General features: G+C 59.4%; 18 protein-coding genes and 2 pseudogenes. 8 read left to right on the forward strand and 12 right to left on the reverse strand.

All coding sequences use genetic code 11. The features are described 5' to 3' along the window. Positions 1 to 42: 42 nt before the first annotated feature. Positions 43 to 732: pseudogene (locus tag AB4O11_RS01345) on the reverse strand (methyl-accepting chemotaxis protein); the annotation flags it as partial. A gap of 277 nt (positions 733 to 1,009) precedes the next feature. Between AB4O11_RS01345 and AB4O11_RS01350 the strand changes: the two are divergent. Then, a complete protein-coding gene (locus AB4O11_RS01350; RefSeq protein ID WP_099756971.1) occupies positions 1,010 to 2,032 on the forward strand; it encodes a transporter in 1,023 nt (340 codons plus the stop codon). Between the two features lie 248 nt (positions 2,033 to 2,280). Next, on the forward strand, positions 2,281 to 3,894 hold the full coding sequence (locus AB4O11_RS01355; protein WP_194933664.1) for an inorganic phosphate transporter: 1,614 nt from the start codon (positions 2,281 to 2,283) through the stop codon (positions 3,892 to 3,894). A 123-nt stretch (positions 3,895 to 4,017) separates the two neighbouring features. Here AB4O11_RS01355 and AB4O11_RS01360 read toward each other — a convergent pair whose 3' ends face one another. Further along, the gene (locus AB4O11_RS01360; protein WP_460129899.1) at positions 4,018 to 4,914 is read right to left on the reverse strand and encodes a LysR family transcriptional regulator; all 897 of its coding nucleotides are present in this window, start codon (positions 4,912 to 4,914) and stop codon (positions 4,018 to 4,020) included. A gap of 120 nt (positions 4,915 to 5,034) precedes the next feature. Here AB4O11_RS01360 and AB4O11_RS01365 point away from each other — a divergent pair, with 120 nt between their 5' ends. After that, a complete protein-coding gene (locus AB4O11_RS01365) occupies positions 5,035 to 5,793 on the forward strand; it encodes an SDR family NAD(P)-dependent oxidoreductase (protein ID WP_460129901.1) in 759 nt (252 codons plus the stop codon). A gap of 120 nt (positions 5,794 to 5,913) precedes the next feature. On the opposite strand, the gene AB4O11_RS01370 is transcribed toward AB4O11_RS01365, so the two are convergent. Continuing rightward, positions 5,914 to 6,351, reverse strand: a complete 438-nt coding sequence (locus AB4O11_RS01370; RefSeq protein WP_186625354.1) for a multidrug/biocide efflux PACE transporter — start codon at positions 6,349 to 6,351, stop codon at positions 5,914 to 5,916. A gap of 89 nt (positions 6,352 to 6,440) precedes the next feature. Between AB4O11_RS01370 and AB4O11_RS01375 the strand changes: the two genes are divergently transcribed. After that, positions 6,441 to 7,295, forward strand: coding sequence for a LysR family transcriptional regulator (locus tag AB4O11_RS01375; protein WP_460129903.1), 855 nt, complete (start codon positions 6,441 to 6,443; stop codon positions 7,293 to 7,295). A 234-nt stretch (positions 7,296 to 7,529) separates the two neighbouring features. Here AB4O11_RS01375 and AB4O11_RS01380 read toward each other — a convergent pair whose 3' ends face one another. Genes AB4O11_RS01380 through AB4O11_RS01390 form a run of 3 tightly spaced genes read right to left on the reverse strand, consistent with a single transcriptional unit; the run spans position 7,530 to position 9,574 of the window. Then, entirely contained in the window at positions 7,530 to 8,771 is a 1,242-nt protein-coding gene (locus tag AB4O11_RS01380; RefSeq protein WP_460129905.1) for an RNA polymerase sigma factor, read from the reverse strand. Then, a complete protein-coding gene (locus tag AB4O11_RS01385) occupies positions 8,764 to 9,108 on the reverse strand; it encodes a YciI family protein (protein ID WP_008081988.1) in 345 nt (114 codons plus the stop codon). The genes AB4O11_RS01380 and AB4O11_RS01385 overlap by 8 nt, the downstream gene beginning before the upstream one ends. A 40-nt stretch (positions 9,109 to 9,148) precedes the next feature. Beyond that, entirely contained in the window at positions 9,149 to 9,574 is a 426-nt protein-coding gene (locus tag AB4O11_RS01390) for a YybH family protein (RefSeq protein ID WP_460129907.1), read from the reverse strand. A gap of 140 nt (positions 9,575 to 9,714) precedes the next feature. Between AB4O11_RS01390 and AB4O11_RS01395 the strand changes: the two genes are divergently transcribed. Continuing rightward, positions 9,715 to 10,200 (forward strand): GNAT family N-acetyltransferase, encoded by a 486-nt coding sequence (locus AB4O11_RS01395; protein WP_460129909.1) that lies wholly within the window; start codon positions 9,715 to 9,717, stop codon positions 10,198 to 10,200. Positions 10,201 to 10,218: 18 nt separating this feature from the next. Continuing rightward, positions 10,219 to 10,824, forward strand: coding sequence for a pyridoxamine 5'-phosphate oxidase family protein (locus AB4O11_RS01400; RefSeq protein WP_460129911.1), 606 nt, complete (start codon positions 10,219 to 10,221; stop codon positions 10,822 to 10,824). Positions 10,825 to 10,960: 136 nt separating this feature from the next. Here AB4O11_RS01400 and AB4O11_RS01405 read toward each other — a convergent pair whose 3' ends face one another. From AB4O11_RS01405 to AB4O11_RS01415, 3 genes are all read right to left on the reverse strand, one after another. Beyond that, the gene (locus AB4O11_RS01405; RefSeq protein ID WP_093430440.1) at positions 10,961 to 11,449 is read right to left on the reverse strand and encodes a GNAT family N-acetyltransferase; all 489 of its coding nucleotides are present in this window, start codon (positions 11,447 to 11,449) and stop codon (positions 10,961 to 10,963) included. A 324-nt stretch (positions 11,450 to 11,773) separates the two neighbouring features. Beyond that, positions 11,774 to 12,268, reverse strand: coding sequence for a GyrI-like domain-containing protein (locus AB4O11_RS01410; RefSeq protein ID WP_460129913.1), 495 nt, complete (start codon positions 12,266 to 12,268; stop codon positions 11,774 to 11,776). A gap of 68 nt (positions 12,269 to 12,336) precedes the next feature. After that, positions 12,337 to 12,999, reverse strand: a complete 663-nt coding sequence (locus tag AB4O11_RS01415) for a LysE family translocator (RefSeq protein WP_041479200.1) — start codon at positions 12,997 to 12,999, stop codon at positions 12,337 to 12,339. 139 nt (positions 13,000 to 13,138) lie between these two features. On the opposite strand from AB4O11_RS01415, the gene alaC reads away from it, so the two are divergent. Beyond that, a complete protein-coding gene (gene alaC, locus AB4O11_RS01420; RefSeq protein WP_430947631.1) occupies positions 13,139 to 14,347 on the forward strand; it encodes an alanine transaminase in 1,209 nt (402 codons plus the stop codon). Positions 14,348 to 14,518: 171 nt separating this feature from the next. On the opposite strand, the gene AB4O11_RS01425 is transcribed toward alaC, so the two are convergent. Beyond that, positions 14,519 to 15,874 carry a GntP family permease gene (locus AB4O11_RS01425; RefSeq protein ID WP_460129915.1) on the reverse strand — a complete coding sequence of 452 codons (1,356 nt, stop codon included), beginning with the start codon at positions 15,872 to 15,874 and terminating at the stop codon, positions 14,519 to 14,521. 82 nt (positions 15,875 to 15,956) lie between these two features. Then, positions 15,957 to 16,490, reverse strand: coding sequence for a gluconokinase (locus AB4O11_RS01430; RefSeq protein WP_095048167.1), 534 nt, complete (start codon positions 16,488 to 16,490; stop codon positions 15,957 to 15,959). Positions 16,491 to 16,706: 216 nt separating this feature from the next. Here AB4O11_RS01430 and gntR point away from each other — a divergent pair. Then, positions 16,707 to 17,739: pseudogene (gntR, locus tag AB4O11_RS01435) on the forward strand (HTH-type transcriptional regulator GntR). Positions 17,740 to 17,878: 139 nt separating this feature from the next. Here gntR and AB4O11_RS01440 read toward each other — a convergent pair. Beyond that, positions 17,879 to 18,751 (reverse strand): LysR family transcriptional regulator, encoded by an 873-nt coding sequence (locus tag AB4O11_RS01440; protein ID WP_460129917.1) that lies wholly within the window; start codon positions 18,749 to 18,751, stop codon positions 17,879 to 17,881. Between the last annotated feature and the right edge of the window lie 29 nt (positions 18,752 to 18,780).

Raw genomic sequence — 18,780 nt, forward strand, 5'->3', positions numbered from 1 at the left:
CAGCTCATCCTGGCGGTCGCTGACCACGCGCTCGGCGAGTTTGCCGCGACTCAACTGGGTCACGTAATCGATCAGTTTGCGAATCGGTTCGACCAGGTTACGGTTGACCAGCCACAGGCTCAACAAGCCGATCAGCAGACCCGACGCGAGCATCACCAGCAGCCCCAGCCACACGGTGCGATCAGCCTCGGCACTGATCAGCGCCGACTGCGCGGTGCCTTGCTTGCGCAACTCGGCGACCAGCTCGCTCATCTGATCGCTGGCGGCGCGGTCGACGCCTTTGACCGCCGCATCACCAGCCGTCGGATCACCACCGGCAGCCACGTAGGCATCGCGGCCCTTCTGGTAGGCAGCGCCGAGCAGACGATGTTCTTCACGCAGACGTTCGATGCGGTTTTTCAGGCTCGGCTCGATGCCTTTCTGGCTGGCCAGTTCACCGAGAATGTTCTGCACATCGCGCTGACGGTCCTCGAACTGCCCCCAATATTTAGCCAGATCCGCCGGTTGCTTACCGCGCAGCAGAACGTTTTTCCATTCCTGCACCTGCACCTTGAATTGCAGGTTGGCCTCGTCGATCAATTGCGAAGTGTGCAAGGGACCGGCGATCAACTGGCTGTAACTCTGCACGCCGTTGGACAGAAAGTGAAAACAGGCCAGGGCGATCAACAGCATCGCCAGCAGGCTGCCGCTCAGCAGGGCGAGAATTTGCGCTCTCAGGGATTTTTGCAGCATCGAAAGACACTCAGGACAAGGATGAGGCACGCCCGGTAAGGCGTGAAATTTTGCCGGACATCCCTGTCGGCACGCCTTGGCTCATGGCCAAGCGCGCGCAACGTAACCCAAGCGTGATCGGCGCACCAGAGCGTTTCTTGAAGAAATCCCGACCACCGGTAAGCTGCTGATTTGACGTCATTTTGCTGTCACACAAACGTCATCTGACATTGCGATGATGCGGCTCAGTGAACCTGCCATTTGCGCGACCGACGCACCCTCCTCGCAGCGAGCCTTCATGAACCACAGCCTCGATATCAGCCATCGCGATCCCGATCTGTTTGGCCTGCTCTACGGCTTTCGTTTCCTGCCCGGCGAACGTGGCCGCGAAGTCGACTCGGCGACAGCGTTGCGCTGTTTGCAGGACGATAACGACACGGGCGAATTCCTTTGGCTGCACCTCAATCTGGCGCACGCGGCGTGCGAGCGCTGGATGAAAAGTCATCTGCAATTGCCCGAGGAGTTTTTCGAAGCGTTGCACGAAGGTTCGCGGTCGACGCGCATCGAGCATGTCGACTCGGCGTTGCTGGCGGTGGTCAACGATGTGGTGTTCAACCTCAGCAGCATGGTCTCCTCGGACGTGTCGACGCTGTGGGTCTGTGTGCGCAGCAAACTGATCGTCAGTGCGCGTCTGCAACCGCTGCACTCGGTGGATAAATTGCGCTCGTCGGTGAAGGCCGGCGAGCGTTTTCGTTCGCCCTCGGAATTGCTCGTGCATCTGCTGCGCGATCAGGGCGAAGTACTCACGCAGATCGTGCGCAAGACCAGCATGAGCGTCGATCAGGTCGAGGACGAATTGCTCTCCTCGCGGCTGTCGACCAACCGTGCCGAACTCGGTGCCAATCGCCGCGTGCTGGTGCGGCTGCAACGGCTGCTGGCGCTGGAGCCGGGTTCGCTGCTGCGTTTGCTCAACCGGCCGCCGCCCTGGTTGCAAAAGGAGGACGTCAAGGAGCTGCGCAAATCCACCGAGGAGTTTGCGCTGATCATCAACGACCTCACTGCGCTGGGTGAGCGGATCAAACTGTTGCAGGAAGAGATCGCCGCCAACCTCAACGAACAGAGCAACCGCACGCTTTTCACCCTGACCGTGGTGACGGTACTGGCGCTGCCGATCAACATAATTGCCGGTTTTTTCGGAATGAATGTGGGCGGGGTGCCGTTGTCGCAAGATCCGGAAGGGTTCTGGATTCTGGTTGCACTGGTGGCGACGTTTACCGTGATTGCCGGGCGTTGGGCGTTTCGTAAAAGAGGCGATTACTGACCACAAAACGCATTGCCACCGCAGGCCCAATGTGGGAGCGAGCTTGCTCGCGAAGACGGAGTGTCAGGCTCCATCATTGTCGGATGACACACCGCTTTCGCGAGCAAGCTCGCTCCCACAGGGATCTTCTTCAGTCTTCGGATCAGCGGTGGAGCTAAAACCCCAAACACTGACATGGCGCAGTTTCTCTGTAACATTCTGCAACGATCATGGGCGACATTCCTTCCCTCGCTCAGGATTGTCCGCTCATGGCTACTCCCTCCCTGACCGCCAGCCCTGCGTCCGCCGCCAGCGGCAGGCCAGCCCTCGACAAGAAAACCGGCCCGTTCACCTACGTGATCTTTTTCGCGGTACTGGCGATGGGGATGCTGTTCACCGCCTACAGCCTGATGCACGACATGCACGAACTCGGCACGGTAGTCACCACGTGGACGCCGTTCCTGCTGCTCGGTGTGGCGCTGCTGATTGCCTTGGGTTTCGAGTTCGTCAACGGTTTCCACGACACCGCCAACGCCGTCGCGACGGTGATTTACACCCACTCGCTGCCGCCGAATGTGGCAGTGGTCTGGTCGGGGTTCTTCAACTTTCTCGGCGTGTTGCTTTCGAGCGGCGCGGTGGCGTTCGGCATCATCGCGTTGCTGCCGGTGGAGTTGATTCTGCAGGTCGGTTCGTCTGCCGGTTTCTCGATGATTTTCGCCCTGCTGATCGCGGCGATCCTGTGGAACCTCGGCACCTGGTGGCTCGGTTTGCCGGCATCGTCTTCGCACACGCTGATCGGTTCGATCATCGGCGTCGGCGTGGCCAATGCCTTGATGCACGGCCGCGACGGCACAAGCGGTGTCGATTGGGCGCAGGCGACCAAGATCGGTTACGCCTTGCTCCTGTCGCCACTGGTGGGGTTCGGCTGCGCGGCGCTGTTGCTGCTGGCGCTGCGTGCATTCGTGAAGAATCGCGCGCTGTACAAGGCCCCTAAAGGCAACACCCCGCCGCCGTGGTGGATTCGCGGTTTGCTGATTCTGACCTGCACCGGCGTGTCCTTCGCCCACGGCTCCAATGACGGCCAGAAAGGCATGGGCCTGATCATGCTGATTCTGGTCGGCACATTGCCGATGGCCTACGCCTTGAACCGCACCATGCCCGAAGAACAATCGCTGCAGTTTGCCGCCGTGGCGCAAGTCACCCAGCAAGCGCTGGTGAAAAATGCCCCGCTGCCGACGCCGGCCGATCCGCGTGCGGTGCTCTCCGATTACGTGCGCAGCAAGGACGCCACGCCGCAACTGATCCCCGCCCTCGCCGCCCTCACTGGGCACATCGGTGAAGAAGTCAAAGGCTACGGCTCGCTGGCGAAAGTCCCGGCCGAAGCCATGGGCAACGTGCGTAACGACATGTACCTGGCCAGCGAAAGCATTCGCCTGATGGACAAGAACAAGGTCGGCAATTTCGACGCCGACACCAGCAGCAAACTGCAACTGTTCAAGCAACAGATCGACAACGCCACACGGTTTATTCCGCTGTGGGTGAAGATCGCCGTGGCCATCGCGCTCGGGTTGGGCACCATGGTCGGCTGGAAGCGGATTGTGGTGACGGTCGGCGAGAAGATCGGCAAGACCCACCTGACATATGCGCAGGGTGCGTCGGCGGAAACCGTGGCCATGCTCACCATCGGCGCGGCGGACATGTTTGGTTTGCCGGTGTCGACGACCCATGTGTTGTCTTCAGGGGTAGCCGGGACCATGGTCGCCAACGGTGGCGGGTTGCAGATGAAGACCATCCGCAATCTGTTGATGGCGTGGGTGCTGACACTCCCCGCCGCCATTCTGCTGTCAGGCAGCCTCTACTGGCTGTTCACCCAGATCTTCTAATTCGCACAATTCTCCTTGTGGGAGCGAGCTTGCTCGCGAAAGCGGTGGATCAGTCAACTCTGAATTGACTGACACGCCGTCTTCGCGAGCAAGCTCGCTCCCACATTGGTTTTGTATTCAGGTTCAGAGCGCGGAGCGAATCAGATCGCCCAGCCAATCCATAAACACTCGCACCCGCAACGGCAAATGCCGTTGCCGCGCATACAACAATGAAATCCCCATCGCCGGCGCGGTGAATTGCGGCAGCACGGTGACCAGTTCGCCGTTTTCCAGATGCGGTTGCATGCCGGTGCGCGGCACCTGCGTCAGACCAAAACCGCCCAGGCACGCCGACTCGTAAGCGTCAGTGCTGTTGACCGTAATGCTGCCAGCCATCGGCAAGTGTTTAACCTGACCGCCCTCCTCGTACACAAAACCTTCCGAACGCGAACCGAGCACGCCGACGTAATGCACCAGTCGATGCTGCGCCAGATCCTCAAGGGTTTGCGGCACACCGTAGCGCTCAAGGTAGGCGGGGCTGGCGCAGTTGACCATGGGGAAGTCACCGAGATGTCGCGCGACCACCGATTGATCCGGCTGCGCGCCAATCCTCACCACGCAATCGAACCCTTCGCTAAGCAAGTCCACGCGGCGATCGGTGCTGCTGATTTCCAGCTCCAGGTTCGGATGACGCTCCATGAATCGCGGCAGGCGCGGCATGATCAGACGCCGCGCGAGAATGTTCGGCATGTCGACCCGAATGCGCCCGGTCAGCGACGCCTCGTCCTGGCGGAACAAGCCCTCGATCTCGTCCATGTGCGAGAGCAGATCCTTGCTGCGCTCGTACAACACCAAGCCGTCCTGCGTCGCCTGCACCTTGCGTGTGGTGCGTTGCAGCAGACGCGTGCCAAGCAGGGTTTCCAGCGCTTGCACATGTTCGGACACGGTCGAGCGCGGCAAGCCAAGGCTCTCGCCCGCGAGGGTAAAACTCGACAGTTCGCTGACCCGGACGAAGGTGCGCAGCAGTTCCAGTTTGTTCATAAGGCACCCATGGATTGTTCGGCTGAGCCGATCAGTGATTCCGTTTTCAACCTGTTTATCACCCCTTGGCGGACAAATAAACTGAGTCCATCACCACTCACCGCAATCGAGGAAGCCTCCATGAATCGCAAAATCGCATTGATCACCGGCGCCAGTCGCGGCTTGGGCAAAAACGCCGCCCTGCACCTCGCCGCTCAGGGCATCGACATCATCGGCACCTACAACAGCCGCGCCGATGAAGCCCAGGCGCTGGTAACCGAACTGCAGGCACTCGGCGCGAAAGCCGTGATGCTGCAACTGGACGTCGGCCGCAGCGAAAGCTTTGCCGATTTCGGTACACGTGTTGAGCAGGCGTTGCAGCAGACGTTTGACCGTCAGCGTTTTGATTTCCTGATCAACAATGCCGGGATCGGCGTGCATGCGTTGTTTGCCGAGACCACCCCGGAGCAGTTTGATTTGCTGATGAACATTCAGTTGAAAGGGCCATTCTTCCTGACCCAGCAGTTGCTGCCGCTGATCAACGATGGCGGGCGGATCATCAATATTTCCAGCGGCCTGACCCGTTTCAGTCTGCCGGGTTACGGCGCCTATGCGGCAATGAAAGGCGCGATGGAAGTGCTGACCCGTTATCAGGCCAAAGAGCTGGGGGCCCGGCAGATCGGCGTGAACATTCTCGCCCCGGGCGCCATCGAAACTGACTTCGGCGGTGGCGCCGTAAGAGACAACTCGGCGCTGAATGCAATGGTCGCCAGCAACACCGCATTGGGCCGTGCCGGGCAGCCGGATGACATTGGCGGGGCATTGGCGTTGTTGCTGTCGCCGGGTGCGCAGTGGATCAATGGTCAGCGGGTCGAGGCATCCGGCGGCATGTTCCTCTAACCAACGCTGAAATGCTTTCCCTGGTAGGGAGCTGCCGAAGGCTGCGATCTTTTGATCTTGTCTTTAAAAACAAAATCAAAAAGATCGCAGCCTTCGGCAGTTCCTACAGGGGGATCGAGGTTAGTTCTGGCAAGCGTTACGGGTCATGAAGCGCTCACGTACCACGTCATAACCCCAGTGATAAACATAGGTGTACGGCAGGAAAAACAGCAACACGCCGATGTCGAGCAAAAACGCCTGCCACAGGCTGACCGACAGCCACCAGGCAATCAGCGGCACGCCCATCACGATCAAGCCGCCTTCGAACAGCAGCGCGTGCACCACACGTATCCAAGCGTTGTGCGCGACGTTCATGCGTTCCAGCATCCGGTCGAAGAAACGGTTGAACACCACGTTCCAGCCCAGCGCCAGCAACGCGATCAACACGGTCACCGCGCCCATTTCAAGCATCGGTTTTTGCATGATCCACGCCAGCAACGGGGTGCAGATCAGGATGGCCAGCAGTTCGAAACCAACGGCCTGGAAAATACGTTCAGTGATCGATTTGTGGGCAGTCATGGCCTGACTCCTTGAGTGAAGAGGGTTGCCATGATCTATCTTGATACCGATACTTCATAACCAATAACCATCGATCAAGGCGATAGTTGATGATCTCGCAGGAAGTGCTGTTGGCGTTTGTCCAGGCGGCGACCCAAGGCTCGTTTTCGGCAGCGGCGCGCAAACTGGGGCGCAGTCAGTCGACCATCAGCGCGGCGGTGGCCAGCCTTGAGATCGATCTGGATCTGCAGTTGTTCGATCGCAGCAGCCGCAAACCGGCGCTGACCCCGGCCGGGCATGTGATGCTGCAACGCGCCGAGGCGATTCTGGCGGCCAGCAGTCGTCTGGAAATGACTGCGCGGCAGTTGTCCCAAGGCGTCGAGCCGAAGCTGACCGTGGCGATTTCCGACACTTATCAGTCGTACCGTTTTGAAGCGGCGCTGGTCGGGTTTGAGCAGCGTTATCCGGATCTGGAGCTGGAATGCCTGATCGCCGAATGCGATGACCTGATCGAACTGGTGCAGCGCGGTCGTGCGCATCTGGCCTTCGCCGAGATGCAAGAGAACTACCCACCGGACCTGGCAACGTCGACGGTGGCCGAGCGCACGGAAATCGCCTTGTTCGTCAATCGCGATCACGCGCTGGCCAAGCTTGATCACGTTGATCAACACGTCCTGGAACAGCACCGTGAATTGCGCCTGGCGACCATCGTCAATCCTTACGACAGTCGCGGCAAAGGTCGGGTGTGGTCGGCACCGAGTTATCTGATGTTGCTGGAAATGGCCGAGAAAGGTTTTGGCTGGGCGCCGTTGCCGCGTTGGCTGGCGCAGCGTTTTGGCAATGATTTGTTGGTGGAGTTGAAGGTGCGCGGCTGGCCTAAGCCGGTGTTTGTTGATGCGTTGTGGTCGCGGCTGTATCCGCCGGGGCCGGCGGGGAGCTGGTTGTTGAGCAAGATGCTGGAATAGCGGCGCGCCTAATCGCTAGCCGGCATGAAGCCAAAAGCCCCTCACCCCAGCCCTCTCCCGGAGGGAGAGGGGGCCGACCGAGGTGTCTTGCGTCAGACATCGACCTGAAAGACCGAGTCGATTATGGATGTATAGCTACGGTATACACCTCGATTCTGGATTCAATACCGATCGTTCAAGTCGGTGAAATTCTCCAATATCCCCCAATCAGTCCCCTCTCCCTTTGGGAGAGGGCTAGGGTGAGGGCCATTCCAGCGCCATGAGCCGCCCTTCGATAAAACGCCGCTCCGGCTCTTGCCGGGTCAGCTCCAAGGCCCGCAGATACGCAGCCCGCGCTTCCTCCAGCCTACCCAACTGCCGACAAAACTCCGCCCGCGCCGAATGCGCCAAGTGGTAATCCTGCAACTCGCCGCGTCCCAAAATCCCTTCAATCAGATTCAAACCGTTCAGCGCCCCATCCCGCTTGGCCACCGCCACTGCCCGGTTCAACTCGATCACCGGCGAAGGCACCGCACGCAACAGCACGTCATACAAACCAACGATCTGCTCCCAATCCGTCTCCCCCGCCGACGGCGCCTCAGCATGAACCGCCGCAATCGCCGCCTGCAAACAATATGGCCCAAAGCGCCGCGTGGTCAGCCCACGCTCGACCAACGCACATCCCTCAGCAATCAACCCGGCATCCCACAGTGAACGGTCCTGATCATCCAGTAGCACCAGTTCACCACTCGGCGAAGTGCGCGCCGACCGTCGCGACTCGTGCAACAGCATCATCGCCAGCAGCCCCATCACCTCCGGCTCCGGTAGCAATTCCATCAACAGTCGGCCAAGCCGTATCGCCTCGCGGGTCAGATCTTCACGGATCAACTCGGCCCCGCACGACGCCGAATACCCTTCGTTGAACACCAGATAAATCACCCGCAACACGCTATCGAGGCGCTCGGGCAGTTCGCTCAGGCTCGGTACTTGATAGGGAATTTTCGCGTCACGAATCTTCGCTTTGGCGCGCACGATGCGCTGGGCAATCGCTGCCGGCGCGGAGAGAAAGGCGCGGGCGATTTCCTCGGTGGTCAGGTCGCAGACTTCGCGCAAGGTCAGCGGCACTTGCGCATCCGCCGCCAGCGCCGGGTGGCAGCAGGTGAAGATCAGCCGCAGGCGATCGTCTTCCACGTCTTCGCCACTCCAGTCGGCCTGTTCCAGTTCTTCCAGTTGCGCCAGCAACAGCGGCTGCGAAGCCTTGAACCGCGCACGCCTGCGCAACACATCGATGGCCTTGAAGCGCCCGGTAGACACCAGCCAGGTGCGCGGATTATCCGGCACGCCGTCGCGCTGCCAGCGTTCGACCGCGACGAAGAACGCCTCGTGCAAGGCTTCTTCGGCGAGGTCGAAATCACCCAGCAAGCGAATCAGCGTCGCCAGGATCCGCCGCGATTCTTCGCGGTAGACCTGCTCGACCCGCGCCTTGACCTCAGACATTCAATTGCCGCACCGGTCGTACTTCAACGCTGCCCACCCGCGCGGCCGGAATATTGCCGGCAACCTGAATCGCTTCGTTGAGGTCCTTGGCGTCAATCAGGTAGAAACCGGCCAATTGCTCCTTGGTTTCGGCGAACGGGCCGTCGGTGATCGACAGTTTGCCGTTGCGCATTCGCACCGTGGTGGCGGTCTGCACCGACTCCAGCGCCTCGGCGGCAACCATCCGCCCGCTGCCCTGAATCGACTCGGCGTAGGCCCAGCACTCGGCGTCTTCCGGGCTGTCGGGCGACGAATGCAGCAGGCGCTCATCGCTATAGACCAGGCATAAATACTTCATGGCGTTCTCCTGAATCGGACGGTTCAACTATGGCTGAAGATCAGGGAGTCACATCGAACAGGGTCGCGCCACTCATCGGATCGAACGGCGCCGACCAGTGTTCGTGGACGATTTTCCATGTCCCGCCAACCTGCCGATAGCAAGCGGTGACGCGCATCCAGCAGCTCTGGGTTTCGCCCTTGTCATTGGTGCCGCCGCAGTTGGCCACCCAGTGGGCGAAGGCGATGCTGTCCGCGCTTTCGATGGCGATTTCGTGGAACTCGAAAACGTGCGGGCCGGGGCACATTTCCATGCACTCGACCCAGTGCGCGCGGTAGGCGGCTTTACCCTTGAATTGCAGGGCCTTGATCGCGTCGAAAGAGACGATGTCGTCGGCGTACAACGCCATGACTTTCTCCACGTCCTTTTTCATGACGGCTTCGCGGTAGGTGTTGATCAGAGTCTGGATCTCGGTTTGTGCGCTCATGGTGTTCTCCGTGTTTTTGTTGTGAAGACACCCTTAGTCGTTCGGCACTTGAGCTGATCGACAGGCGAAACAAAAAATTTCCGCAGAAGACAAAATCGCTAGAATCCGAGCCTCATCTTTGTAGGAAAAAGGAAATTCCCGTGTCAGCCCAACTCGTGCCGTACGACAGCCTTAACACCTTGCAGCGTGAGCAAGTCGAGGCGATTGAAATCCATGCCGAGCAGATCAAGTTCTCCGGCGATATCCATGGGGCTTTGCACACCCTGCTGTCGAAACCCGGACCGGGTGTGAAGGGTTTTGCGCTGCTGGCGGATGAAGTACCCGTGGCGTTTCTGTTGCTCAAGCGCCCGCCAGTGTTGCCGGCCTGGGCCGATGAACACAGCGCCACCCTGCATGCGTTGCAGGTCGATCGCCGCGCTCAGGGCAAGGGTTACGGCAAGGCGTGTCTGCAAGCGTTGCCCGAAGTTGCACGTCAGGCGTGGCCGGAGATCAAGGGGCTGGAATTGTCGGTGGACGCGGATAACGACGCGGCCATCGCGCTGTACGCCAAGCACGGCTACGTCGACAGCGGCGAAGCGTACAAGGGCCGGATCGGTTACGAACGGCGCATGGGCCTGGTTTTCTAAGTCATCGAGGGAAGCACGATGATCGACTCAATCGAAGCACTGGAAGCGATTTACGGACTGCCCCACGAGCGGGCAGTGCGCAAGCAGATCGGTTTTCTCAACGAGGATTATCAGGCAATGGTGCGCCTGTCGCCGCTAGTGATTGTCAGCTCGGTGAGCGCCGATGGCCTGGATAATTCGCCGCGCGGTGACAAAGCCGGGTTTGTGCGGATCATTGACGAACGCACGCTGGCGTTGCCCGATCGCCCAGGTAACAACCGCATCGATACCCTGCGCAATGTGCTGCACGATTCGCGGGTGTCGTTGTTGTTCATTATTCCGGGGATTGGCGAGACGTTGCGGGTCAATGGTACGGCGGTGATTAGTGCTGAGCCGCAGTTGCTGGAAAGCTTTGCGGTGAACGGCAAACCGGCGAAGACCGTGTTGCTGGTGACGGTGGAAGCGGCGTTCTTTCATTGCTCGAAAGCCTTCGTCCGCTCGGATGCGTGGAACCCGGAAACCCATCTGCCGCGCTCGGCCCTGCCCTCTGCTGGCGCCTTCCACAAACGTCTGAATGACGGCAAGTTCGACGCTGATACCTACGACCGCGAAGCGCCGAAACGCGTAACCGACACCCTCTACTGACACTCCCGTAAATGATCGTTCCCACGCTCTGCGTGGGAATGCAGCTGGGGACGCTCTGCGTCCCAAAGTCGTGACGCAGAGCGTCACAGGAGGCATTCCCACGCGGAGCGTGGGAACGATCAGTATCGGGCTGGTTTTAGAGGGTAAGGATCATCTCGTGCCACGCCATGCCGCCGTGGTCGGACTCAGACGGTTTGATGTAGGCAAAGCCAAACCCGGCATACAACGGGATATGCTTTTCCTTGCACATCAAATGAATGGTCGCCTTATCCATCCCGCGCATACGTTCAATGAACTCGCCCATCAAACGTTTGGCCAAACCCTGCCCCTGATAATCCGGGTGCACCACCACCGACATGATCACCACGTTTGGCCCTTTCGGGTCGTGGCCGATCAGTTCCTTGAACGCCTCGTCCGACATCTGCACATCAAACGCCGCGCCGGAGTTGACGAAGCCTGCGACCTCACCGTCCACCTCGGCAACGACAAAACCTTCCGGCCAAGTGGCAATGCGCGTGGCGATCTTCTCGCGGGTGGCCGCTTCGTCACCTTCGTAGGCAACGGTTTCGATGGCGTAGCAGCGGTCCAGGTCGGCGGCGGTGACGTTGCGGATAACGGTGTTCATGGCGGCTCGGAAATCGGCAGAAGAAAGTGCCGAAAGCATAAAGGAATAAGGTCTGCATATCGATGCGCAAGGGCGGCGTAAAGCCTGCGTATAAGTGCTTTTCTTCGGGTTCGCGGCGGGCTATTTCTCAGGTGTGTCTCTGATCACCCTTGGGGGAAACCGTTTATGAGCAGCGTTGAAATCGGCCTGTTGATGGTGTTGGGCATCAGTACGTTCGGCTTTATCACTCTCGGCATCGACCTGTTGCGGGCGCGACGGTTGGGCAAAGGTAAACGCGGTTGAAAACCATGAGGCGGATCAGTGATCCGCCTCATGTCTGTTGGTTCAGCCTTTGGTATCGACCGGCACGCAGATTTCCAGTTTGCCAGTGTGCAGCTTCGGATTGAAATCCGCGCTGTAACGCTCCAGCTCCGGGGCGTTGAGCTCCACGTAATGAGAGGTCGGCAGCCAGGTCTTGTAGATGTATTGCAGGGTTTGCGGCAGCTGTTCGAGCGGTCCTTTGTGCTCGAACACCGCGTATTGCCGAGGCAGCACTTCGACCCACTGGTAGACCTTCTGGTCGAGGTCATCGAGCTTGCTGATTTCCACCCCGGCGATGTAATCGAAGCCGCCCTTGCCGTCGAAATTGCTGCAGACACCGTAGGTCACTTCGTTCTTTTGCCCCTGGATCTTTCCCAGGTGCGGCAAGAATTTTTCCCACAGCGCCGGAATGTCCTTGGCTGTGTCTTGGGTAAATCGACCGCGAAAACCTGCAATCAGCAAGAAGTGTCCATGTTCGAAGCGAGGTTCAGCCACTTCGACGCGTTTTTGCTCATCCATGACTCGACTCCTGGAACAAAAAAAGGGGTTCGGCTGGGAGTATAGAAAGCCCGATCCAAATCGCACGGTTACAGCGCGTGCAACTGCTCGACGGCGCCCGAACCGACAAATTCGTTGTAACCAGATACGATCACGTAGACCGCGAAATAGCAGAAGATCGCTGCAGATGCCAGGTAGGAATAGCGCAATAGCTTATCGCCCAACAGCTTGCCACCATGGCTCGCAGCGAAGCACAAACCCGCCGACCACAGCAGTCCGGCGCAGAGGAACCCACCGAGGAACAGCGCCGAACTCAAAGGACCGCCACCACCGGAACGCGCAATCAAGGTGCCGCCCACCGCCGCGAACCAGAGAATCGCGCTCGGCGACGACATGGCGAGAAAAATCCCCCGGAAGAATTCCTTGCGATGGGAGTTCTGCCCCACCTCAGCGGTCTCGGCCAGCAGCGCTTCGTGATGGATCGCCGAGTAAATCATCTTCGCCGCAAAGTAGATCAGCAGCGCCGAACCACCAATCCACAACACCCAGCGCACGGTTTCGTATTGCAGCAAAACCGTCATTCCAGCCAACGCCAGCACCGCATAAATCAGGTCGCCAACACAGGTGCCGAGGCCCAACGCAAAGCCCTGAAAGTAACCACGCTGCATCGCCAGGGTGATCATGGCGATGTTGGCTACGCCGATATCCAGGCACAGCGAAAGGCTCAGCAAGAAGCCGCTGGTGAATTCCATCTACCGATTTCCTTGGGCAAATATGTTTGAAAAACGCGCTGGACAGTATGCCATCACAGCCCTTATCTTCCGCCACAGGTCACCGCAGTGACCAGCGTCGCTCGGACGGTTCCGGGCGCTTACGTTATCCGAGGCAACAATGGCTGAACAAGGTTCGCCGCGCCGCTTTGCGCGCATAGATCGACTCCCCCCTTATGTTTTCAACATCACCGCCGAGCTGAAAATGGCTGCCAGGCGTCGTGGTGAAGACATCATCGACCTGAGCATGGGCAACCCCGACGGCGCCACGCCGCCGCATATTGTCGAAAAACTCGTCCAGGTTGCCCAACGCGAAGACACCCACGGTTACTCCACATCCAAGGGGATTCCGCGCCTGCGCCGGGCGATTTCCAACTGGTACAAGCAACGCTACGAGGTCGACATCGACCCGGAAAGCGAAGCCATTGTCACCATCGGTTCCAAGGAAGGCCTGGCGCATTTGATGCTGGCAACCCTGGATCAGGGCGACACCGTATTGGTGCCCAATCCGAGCTACCCGATTCACATCTACGGTGCGGTGATTGCCGGTGCCCAGGTGCGTTCGGTGCCGCTGGTGCCAGGCGTGGACTTCTTCGACGAACTGGAACGGGCCATTCGCGGTTCGATTCCGAAACCGAAAATGATGATCCTCGGCTTCCCATCGAATCCGACCGCGCAGTGCGTGGAACTGGACTTCTTCGAACGGGTGATCGCCCTCGCCAAGCAGTACGACGTGCTGGTGATTCACGATCTGGCGTACGCCGACATCGTCTACGACGGCTGGAAAGCCCCGTCGATCATGCAAGTGCCGGGCGCCAAGGACATTGCTGTGGAGTTTTTCACCCTGTCCAAGAGCTACAACATGGCCGGCTGGCGCATCGGTTTCATGGTCGGTAATCCGGAACTGGTCAACGCTCTGGCGCGGATCAAGAGCTACCACGACTACGGCACCTTCACCCCGCTGCAAGTCGCGGCGATTGCCGCTCTGGAAGGCGATCAGCAGTGTGTGCGCGACATCGCCGAGCAGTATCGCCAGCGCCGCAACGTGCTGGTCAAAGGCCTGCATGAACTGGGCTGGATGGTTGAGAATCCGAAGGCGTCGATGTACGTCTGGGCGAAGATTCCTGAGCAGTACGCGCATCTGGGTTCGCTGGAGTTTGCCAAGAAACTGCTGGCCGAGGCCAAGGTCTGCGTCTCGCCGGGGGTGGGTTTTGGTGAGTATGGCGACGATCACGTGCGCTTTGCGCTGATCGAAAACCAGGACCGCATTCGTCAGGCGGTGCGCGGGATTCGCGGGATGTTCCGGGCGGATGGGTTAGTTACCAAATAACTGACCCGCCTCTGATCGTTCCCACGCTCCGCGTGGGAATGCCTCAATGGACGCTCTGCGTCCGCTTTGGGACGCAGAGCGTCCCGGGCTGCATTCCCACGCAGAGCGTGGGAACGATCACCCACAAAAAAACCGCATCGCTGCGGTTTTTTTGTGCCTGCGTGAAGTCGCTTAAACGAACAGCGACAACAGCAGGATAAAGCCCAACGCAACGATGGACAGGATGGTTTCCATTGCCGTCCAGGTCTTGAACGTCTCGGCCACGGTCATGTTGAAGTACTGCTTCACCAACCAGAAACCGGCGTCGTTCACGTGGGACAGGATCAGCGAACCGGCGCCGGTGGCCAGCACCAGCAGCTCACGGTTAACGCCCGGAATCATCCCCACCACCGGCACGACAATGCCCGCGCCCGTGATGGTCGCCACAGTTGCCGAACCGGTCGCGATACGAATCACCGCTGCCACCAGCCACGCCAGCAGGATCGGCGAGATCTGTGCGCTGACCGCCATGTGGCCGATCACGTCGCCCACGCCGCTGGTCACCAGCATCTGCTTGAAACCACCGCCAGCACCGATGATCAGGATGATCGCGGCGGTTGGCGCCAGGCTCGCGTCGAGCCACTTGAGCATCTGTTGGGAACCGATGCCCTGCTTGTGCCCGAAGGTGTACAGCGACAGCAGCAACGCCAGCAGCAGCGCCGAGATCGGGTGACCGATCATGTCCATCCAGGTGCGGAAGAAGTGGCCGTCCGGCAGCGCCACGTCAGCGAAGGTTTTCAGCAGCATCAGGAACACCGGCAACAGCACGGTAATCAGGGTGATGGTGAAGCTCGGCAGCTTGGCCGAGTCGTCGTTTTCGCGGGCCAGTTGATCGACCAGTTCCTGATTCGGGTGACCCGGAATGTGCTTGGCGATAAACGTACCGAAGATCGGACCGGCAATGATCGCGGTCGGCAGCGCAACGATCAGACCGTAGAGAATGGTCTTGCCGATGTCAGCGCCAAACACGCCGATGGCCAGCAGCGGGCCCGGGTGCGGTGGCACCAGACCGTGCACGGCGGACAGACCGGCGAGCAGCGGGATACCGATCTTGATGATCGACACGCCGGTGCGGCGCGCAACGATGAACACCAACGGAATCAGCAGCACGAAGCCGATTTCGAAGAACAGCGGGATGCCGACAAGGAATGCGGCGAACATCATCGCCCACTGGACTTTGTCTTTGCCGAACGCCCGGATCAGGGTCTGGGCGATCTGATCCGCCCCGCCCGACTCGGCCATCATTTTGCCGAGCATGGTGCCCAGCGCAAGGATGATGCCGACAAAACCGAGCACGCCACCGAAGCCGTCCCGGAACGCTTTGATGATGGTGCCGATCGGCATGCCCGACGTCAGGCCGAGGAACGCGGCGGCGATGGTCAGGGAAATGAACGGGTGAATCTTGAATTTGGTGATCAGGATAATCAGGCCGATTACCGTGACCACTGCATCGAGCAGCAGGTAGGCGTCGTGGGACATGCCAAACATTGGGGGTGTCTCCTGGATTGTTGTTGTTATTAAAGCGGGTTAAACAGAACTCGGAAGGACAGCGCTATCTCTTTCAACACACTCATACCGCCTGTTTCAGACCGTGGGCCTGCCACCAGACGTGAGCCTGGGACGCCAGTTCTTCAACGCTGTGGATCGAAGCATTCAACGCCAATGTCAACGGCTCACCCTTCGGCGATTCGAGGGTGGCGAACTGGCTTTCGATCAACGTCGCGGGCATGAAGTGGCCCGGACGGTGGGACACACGTTCAGCGGCAACTTCAGGGGTCAATTCAAGAAACACGAAACCCAGGCCCGGCAAGGCGCTGCGCAACACTTCGCGATAACTGTGTTTAAGGGCCGAGCAGGTCAGCACCGGGCGCTTGCCCAGCGCGTCGACGCGACGCAGTTCATCGCACAGGCTGTCGAGCCAGCCGGCACGGTCGTCGTCGTTCAGGGGGATCCCCGCGCTCATCTTTTCGATGTTCGCGGCCGGATGGAAAGTATCGCCTTCAATGGCAGTGGCGCCGCTCAATTGGCACAGGGCCTCGCTGACGCACGTCTTGCCGCAACCGGCAACGCCCATGATGACCAGGGCGGTGATGGGATGACTCATATAACACCTCAGCGCGCAGACAGCGCTACCTTTGCTAGCTATGACTCTAGTGCACAGGCAGAAGTTGCCGACGCCTTCTTGTCGTTTTTTTGGGTTGCAGCAGGTTTGTTCCCAACGCCAAAAAGCGAAGATCAGGCAGGACCTCGCTTACGCATTTACAGCTGCATCAGGACAGCGCTACCTTAGTGCCTTGATTTTTGTTTGGCAAGCCGCCCGATGACCTCCCCTAAAAACGATAAAAACACTCGCACCACCGGCCGTCCCACCCTGAATGAAGTTGCCCGCCTGGCCGGTGTCAGCCCGATTACCGCCTCCCGCGCCTTGCGCGGTGTCAGCACCGTGGCCACTGACCTTGTGGAAAAAGTCCAGAAAGCCGCGCTCGAACTCAACTACGTGGTCAACCCTGCCGCCCGCGCATTGGCCTCGGCGCAGAGCCATTCGGTGGTGGTTCTGGTGCCTTCGTTATCCAACTTGCTGTTCATCGATACGCTGGAAGCCATTCATCGGGTACTGACGCCCAAAGGCTTCGAAGTGCTGATCGGCAACTTCCACTATTCACGCGATGAAGAAGAAAACCTGCTGCGCAACTACATGGCCTATCAGCCGCGTGGATTTTTGCTGACCGGGTTTGATCGCACGGAAAGTTCACGACGGATGATCGAGGCGAGCAACATTCCCTGCGTGTACATGATGGAACTGGACAGCGCTGCCGGAGTGAATTGCGTAGGGTTCTCGCAACTGAGTGCCGGTGAAACGGCGGCCGAACATTTGCTTTCGCGTGGGCGCAAGCGTCTGGCTTACATCGGTGCGCAACTTGATCAGCGCACCTTGTTGCGCGGTGAAGGCTTTCGCAAAGCGTTGCAAAAGGCCGGACGTTACGACCCGGATCTGGAAGTACTGACGCCTCGTTCTTCATCGGTGGGCTTGGGCGGGGAGTTGTTTTTGCAATTGCTCGCGGCGCATCCGGACGTTGATGCGATCTTCTTCGGTAACGATGACCTGGCGCAGGGTGCGTTGCTGGAGGCGCTGCGCAACGGCATCAAGATTCCTGAGCAGGTAGCGATTCTCGGTTTCAACGACTTGCCGATGTCAGAGCACATGGTGCCGCGCCTGAGCAGCATCAACACCCCGCGTGAAGCGATCGGCGCGGCGCGCGGCGGAGCAGATGCTGACGTTGATGGCCGGTAACAGCGTGGCGCGTCCGGTGGAAGACATGGGCTTTGAACTGAAGATTCGCGAAAGCACCTGACTTCCCACAGATTCAAGGTTGAAACACAATCCCTGTGGGAGCGAGCCTGCTCGCGAAAGCGCTGTGTCAGATAAGCATGTGCCGACTGACACGACGCTTTCGCGAGCAGGCTCGCTCCCACATTGGATCTCCACAGTCGCTAGTGGCTGAGCAGATCAACCAGAGCCAGTGCGCCCTTTTGTAAGGGCTGGCTCTTGAGCCATACCGCATGCACCGGCATCACCAGACCATTTTCGATGTTGCGGAAATTCAGCCGTTTCAGTCGCCCGGACTCAATCCACGACTGCACCACCGACAGCGGGAAATTACCCCAACCCAATCCTGCCTCGACCATTTCCATGGCCGTCTCGAGATTGTCCGTGCGCCAATACGACTCCGCCACCAACGGCCGTGTTTCGCTGATTGGCAAGTCACGACTGGCGACGATGATTTGCCGTACATGCACCAGATCCTCGAGAAACAGATCCTGCCCCTGCAACAACGGACTGTCCGCCGCCAGGGTGGCGATCATCCGTTCGCTGCCGACAAACTGAAAACGCTCCAGTACATTCATGCTCAATCCGGCGAACGCCAGGCACAGGCTGACGCGGCCGCTGTGCAGCATCGCCAATACGTCGTCCTGCGGCGCGGTCAGCACTTCGATATCGAGCAGCGGATGCCGCTCGGCGATCAGCTTGATCGCCGCCAGCAAACGGCGCCGGTCGATGTCCGCGACCACGGCGATCGACAGCTTGCTCTCCAGCCCCAGCGACAGTTCCACCGCGTGCACTTGCAGTTGCTTGAGTTGCTCGGCGATCAGCCGCGCGTGTGGCACCAGCGACAGCGCCATTGCCGTGGGTTGTGGTTCGCGATGGCTGCGGTCGAACAGCAGATAACCGAGTTCCGCCTCAAGGTTGCCGATGCCCATACTTACGGCCGACGGGACTTTGCCCAGCGCACGCGCCGCCGCCGAAAACGAGCCGCGTTCGATTACGGCAAGAAACAGCTCGATGCTGTCAGTGTTGAAATTCACTTTGCACACCTATCAAGAAAACTGAAAGC

This window comes from Pseudomonas sp. H1_D05 (genome assembly GCF_054682705.1).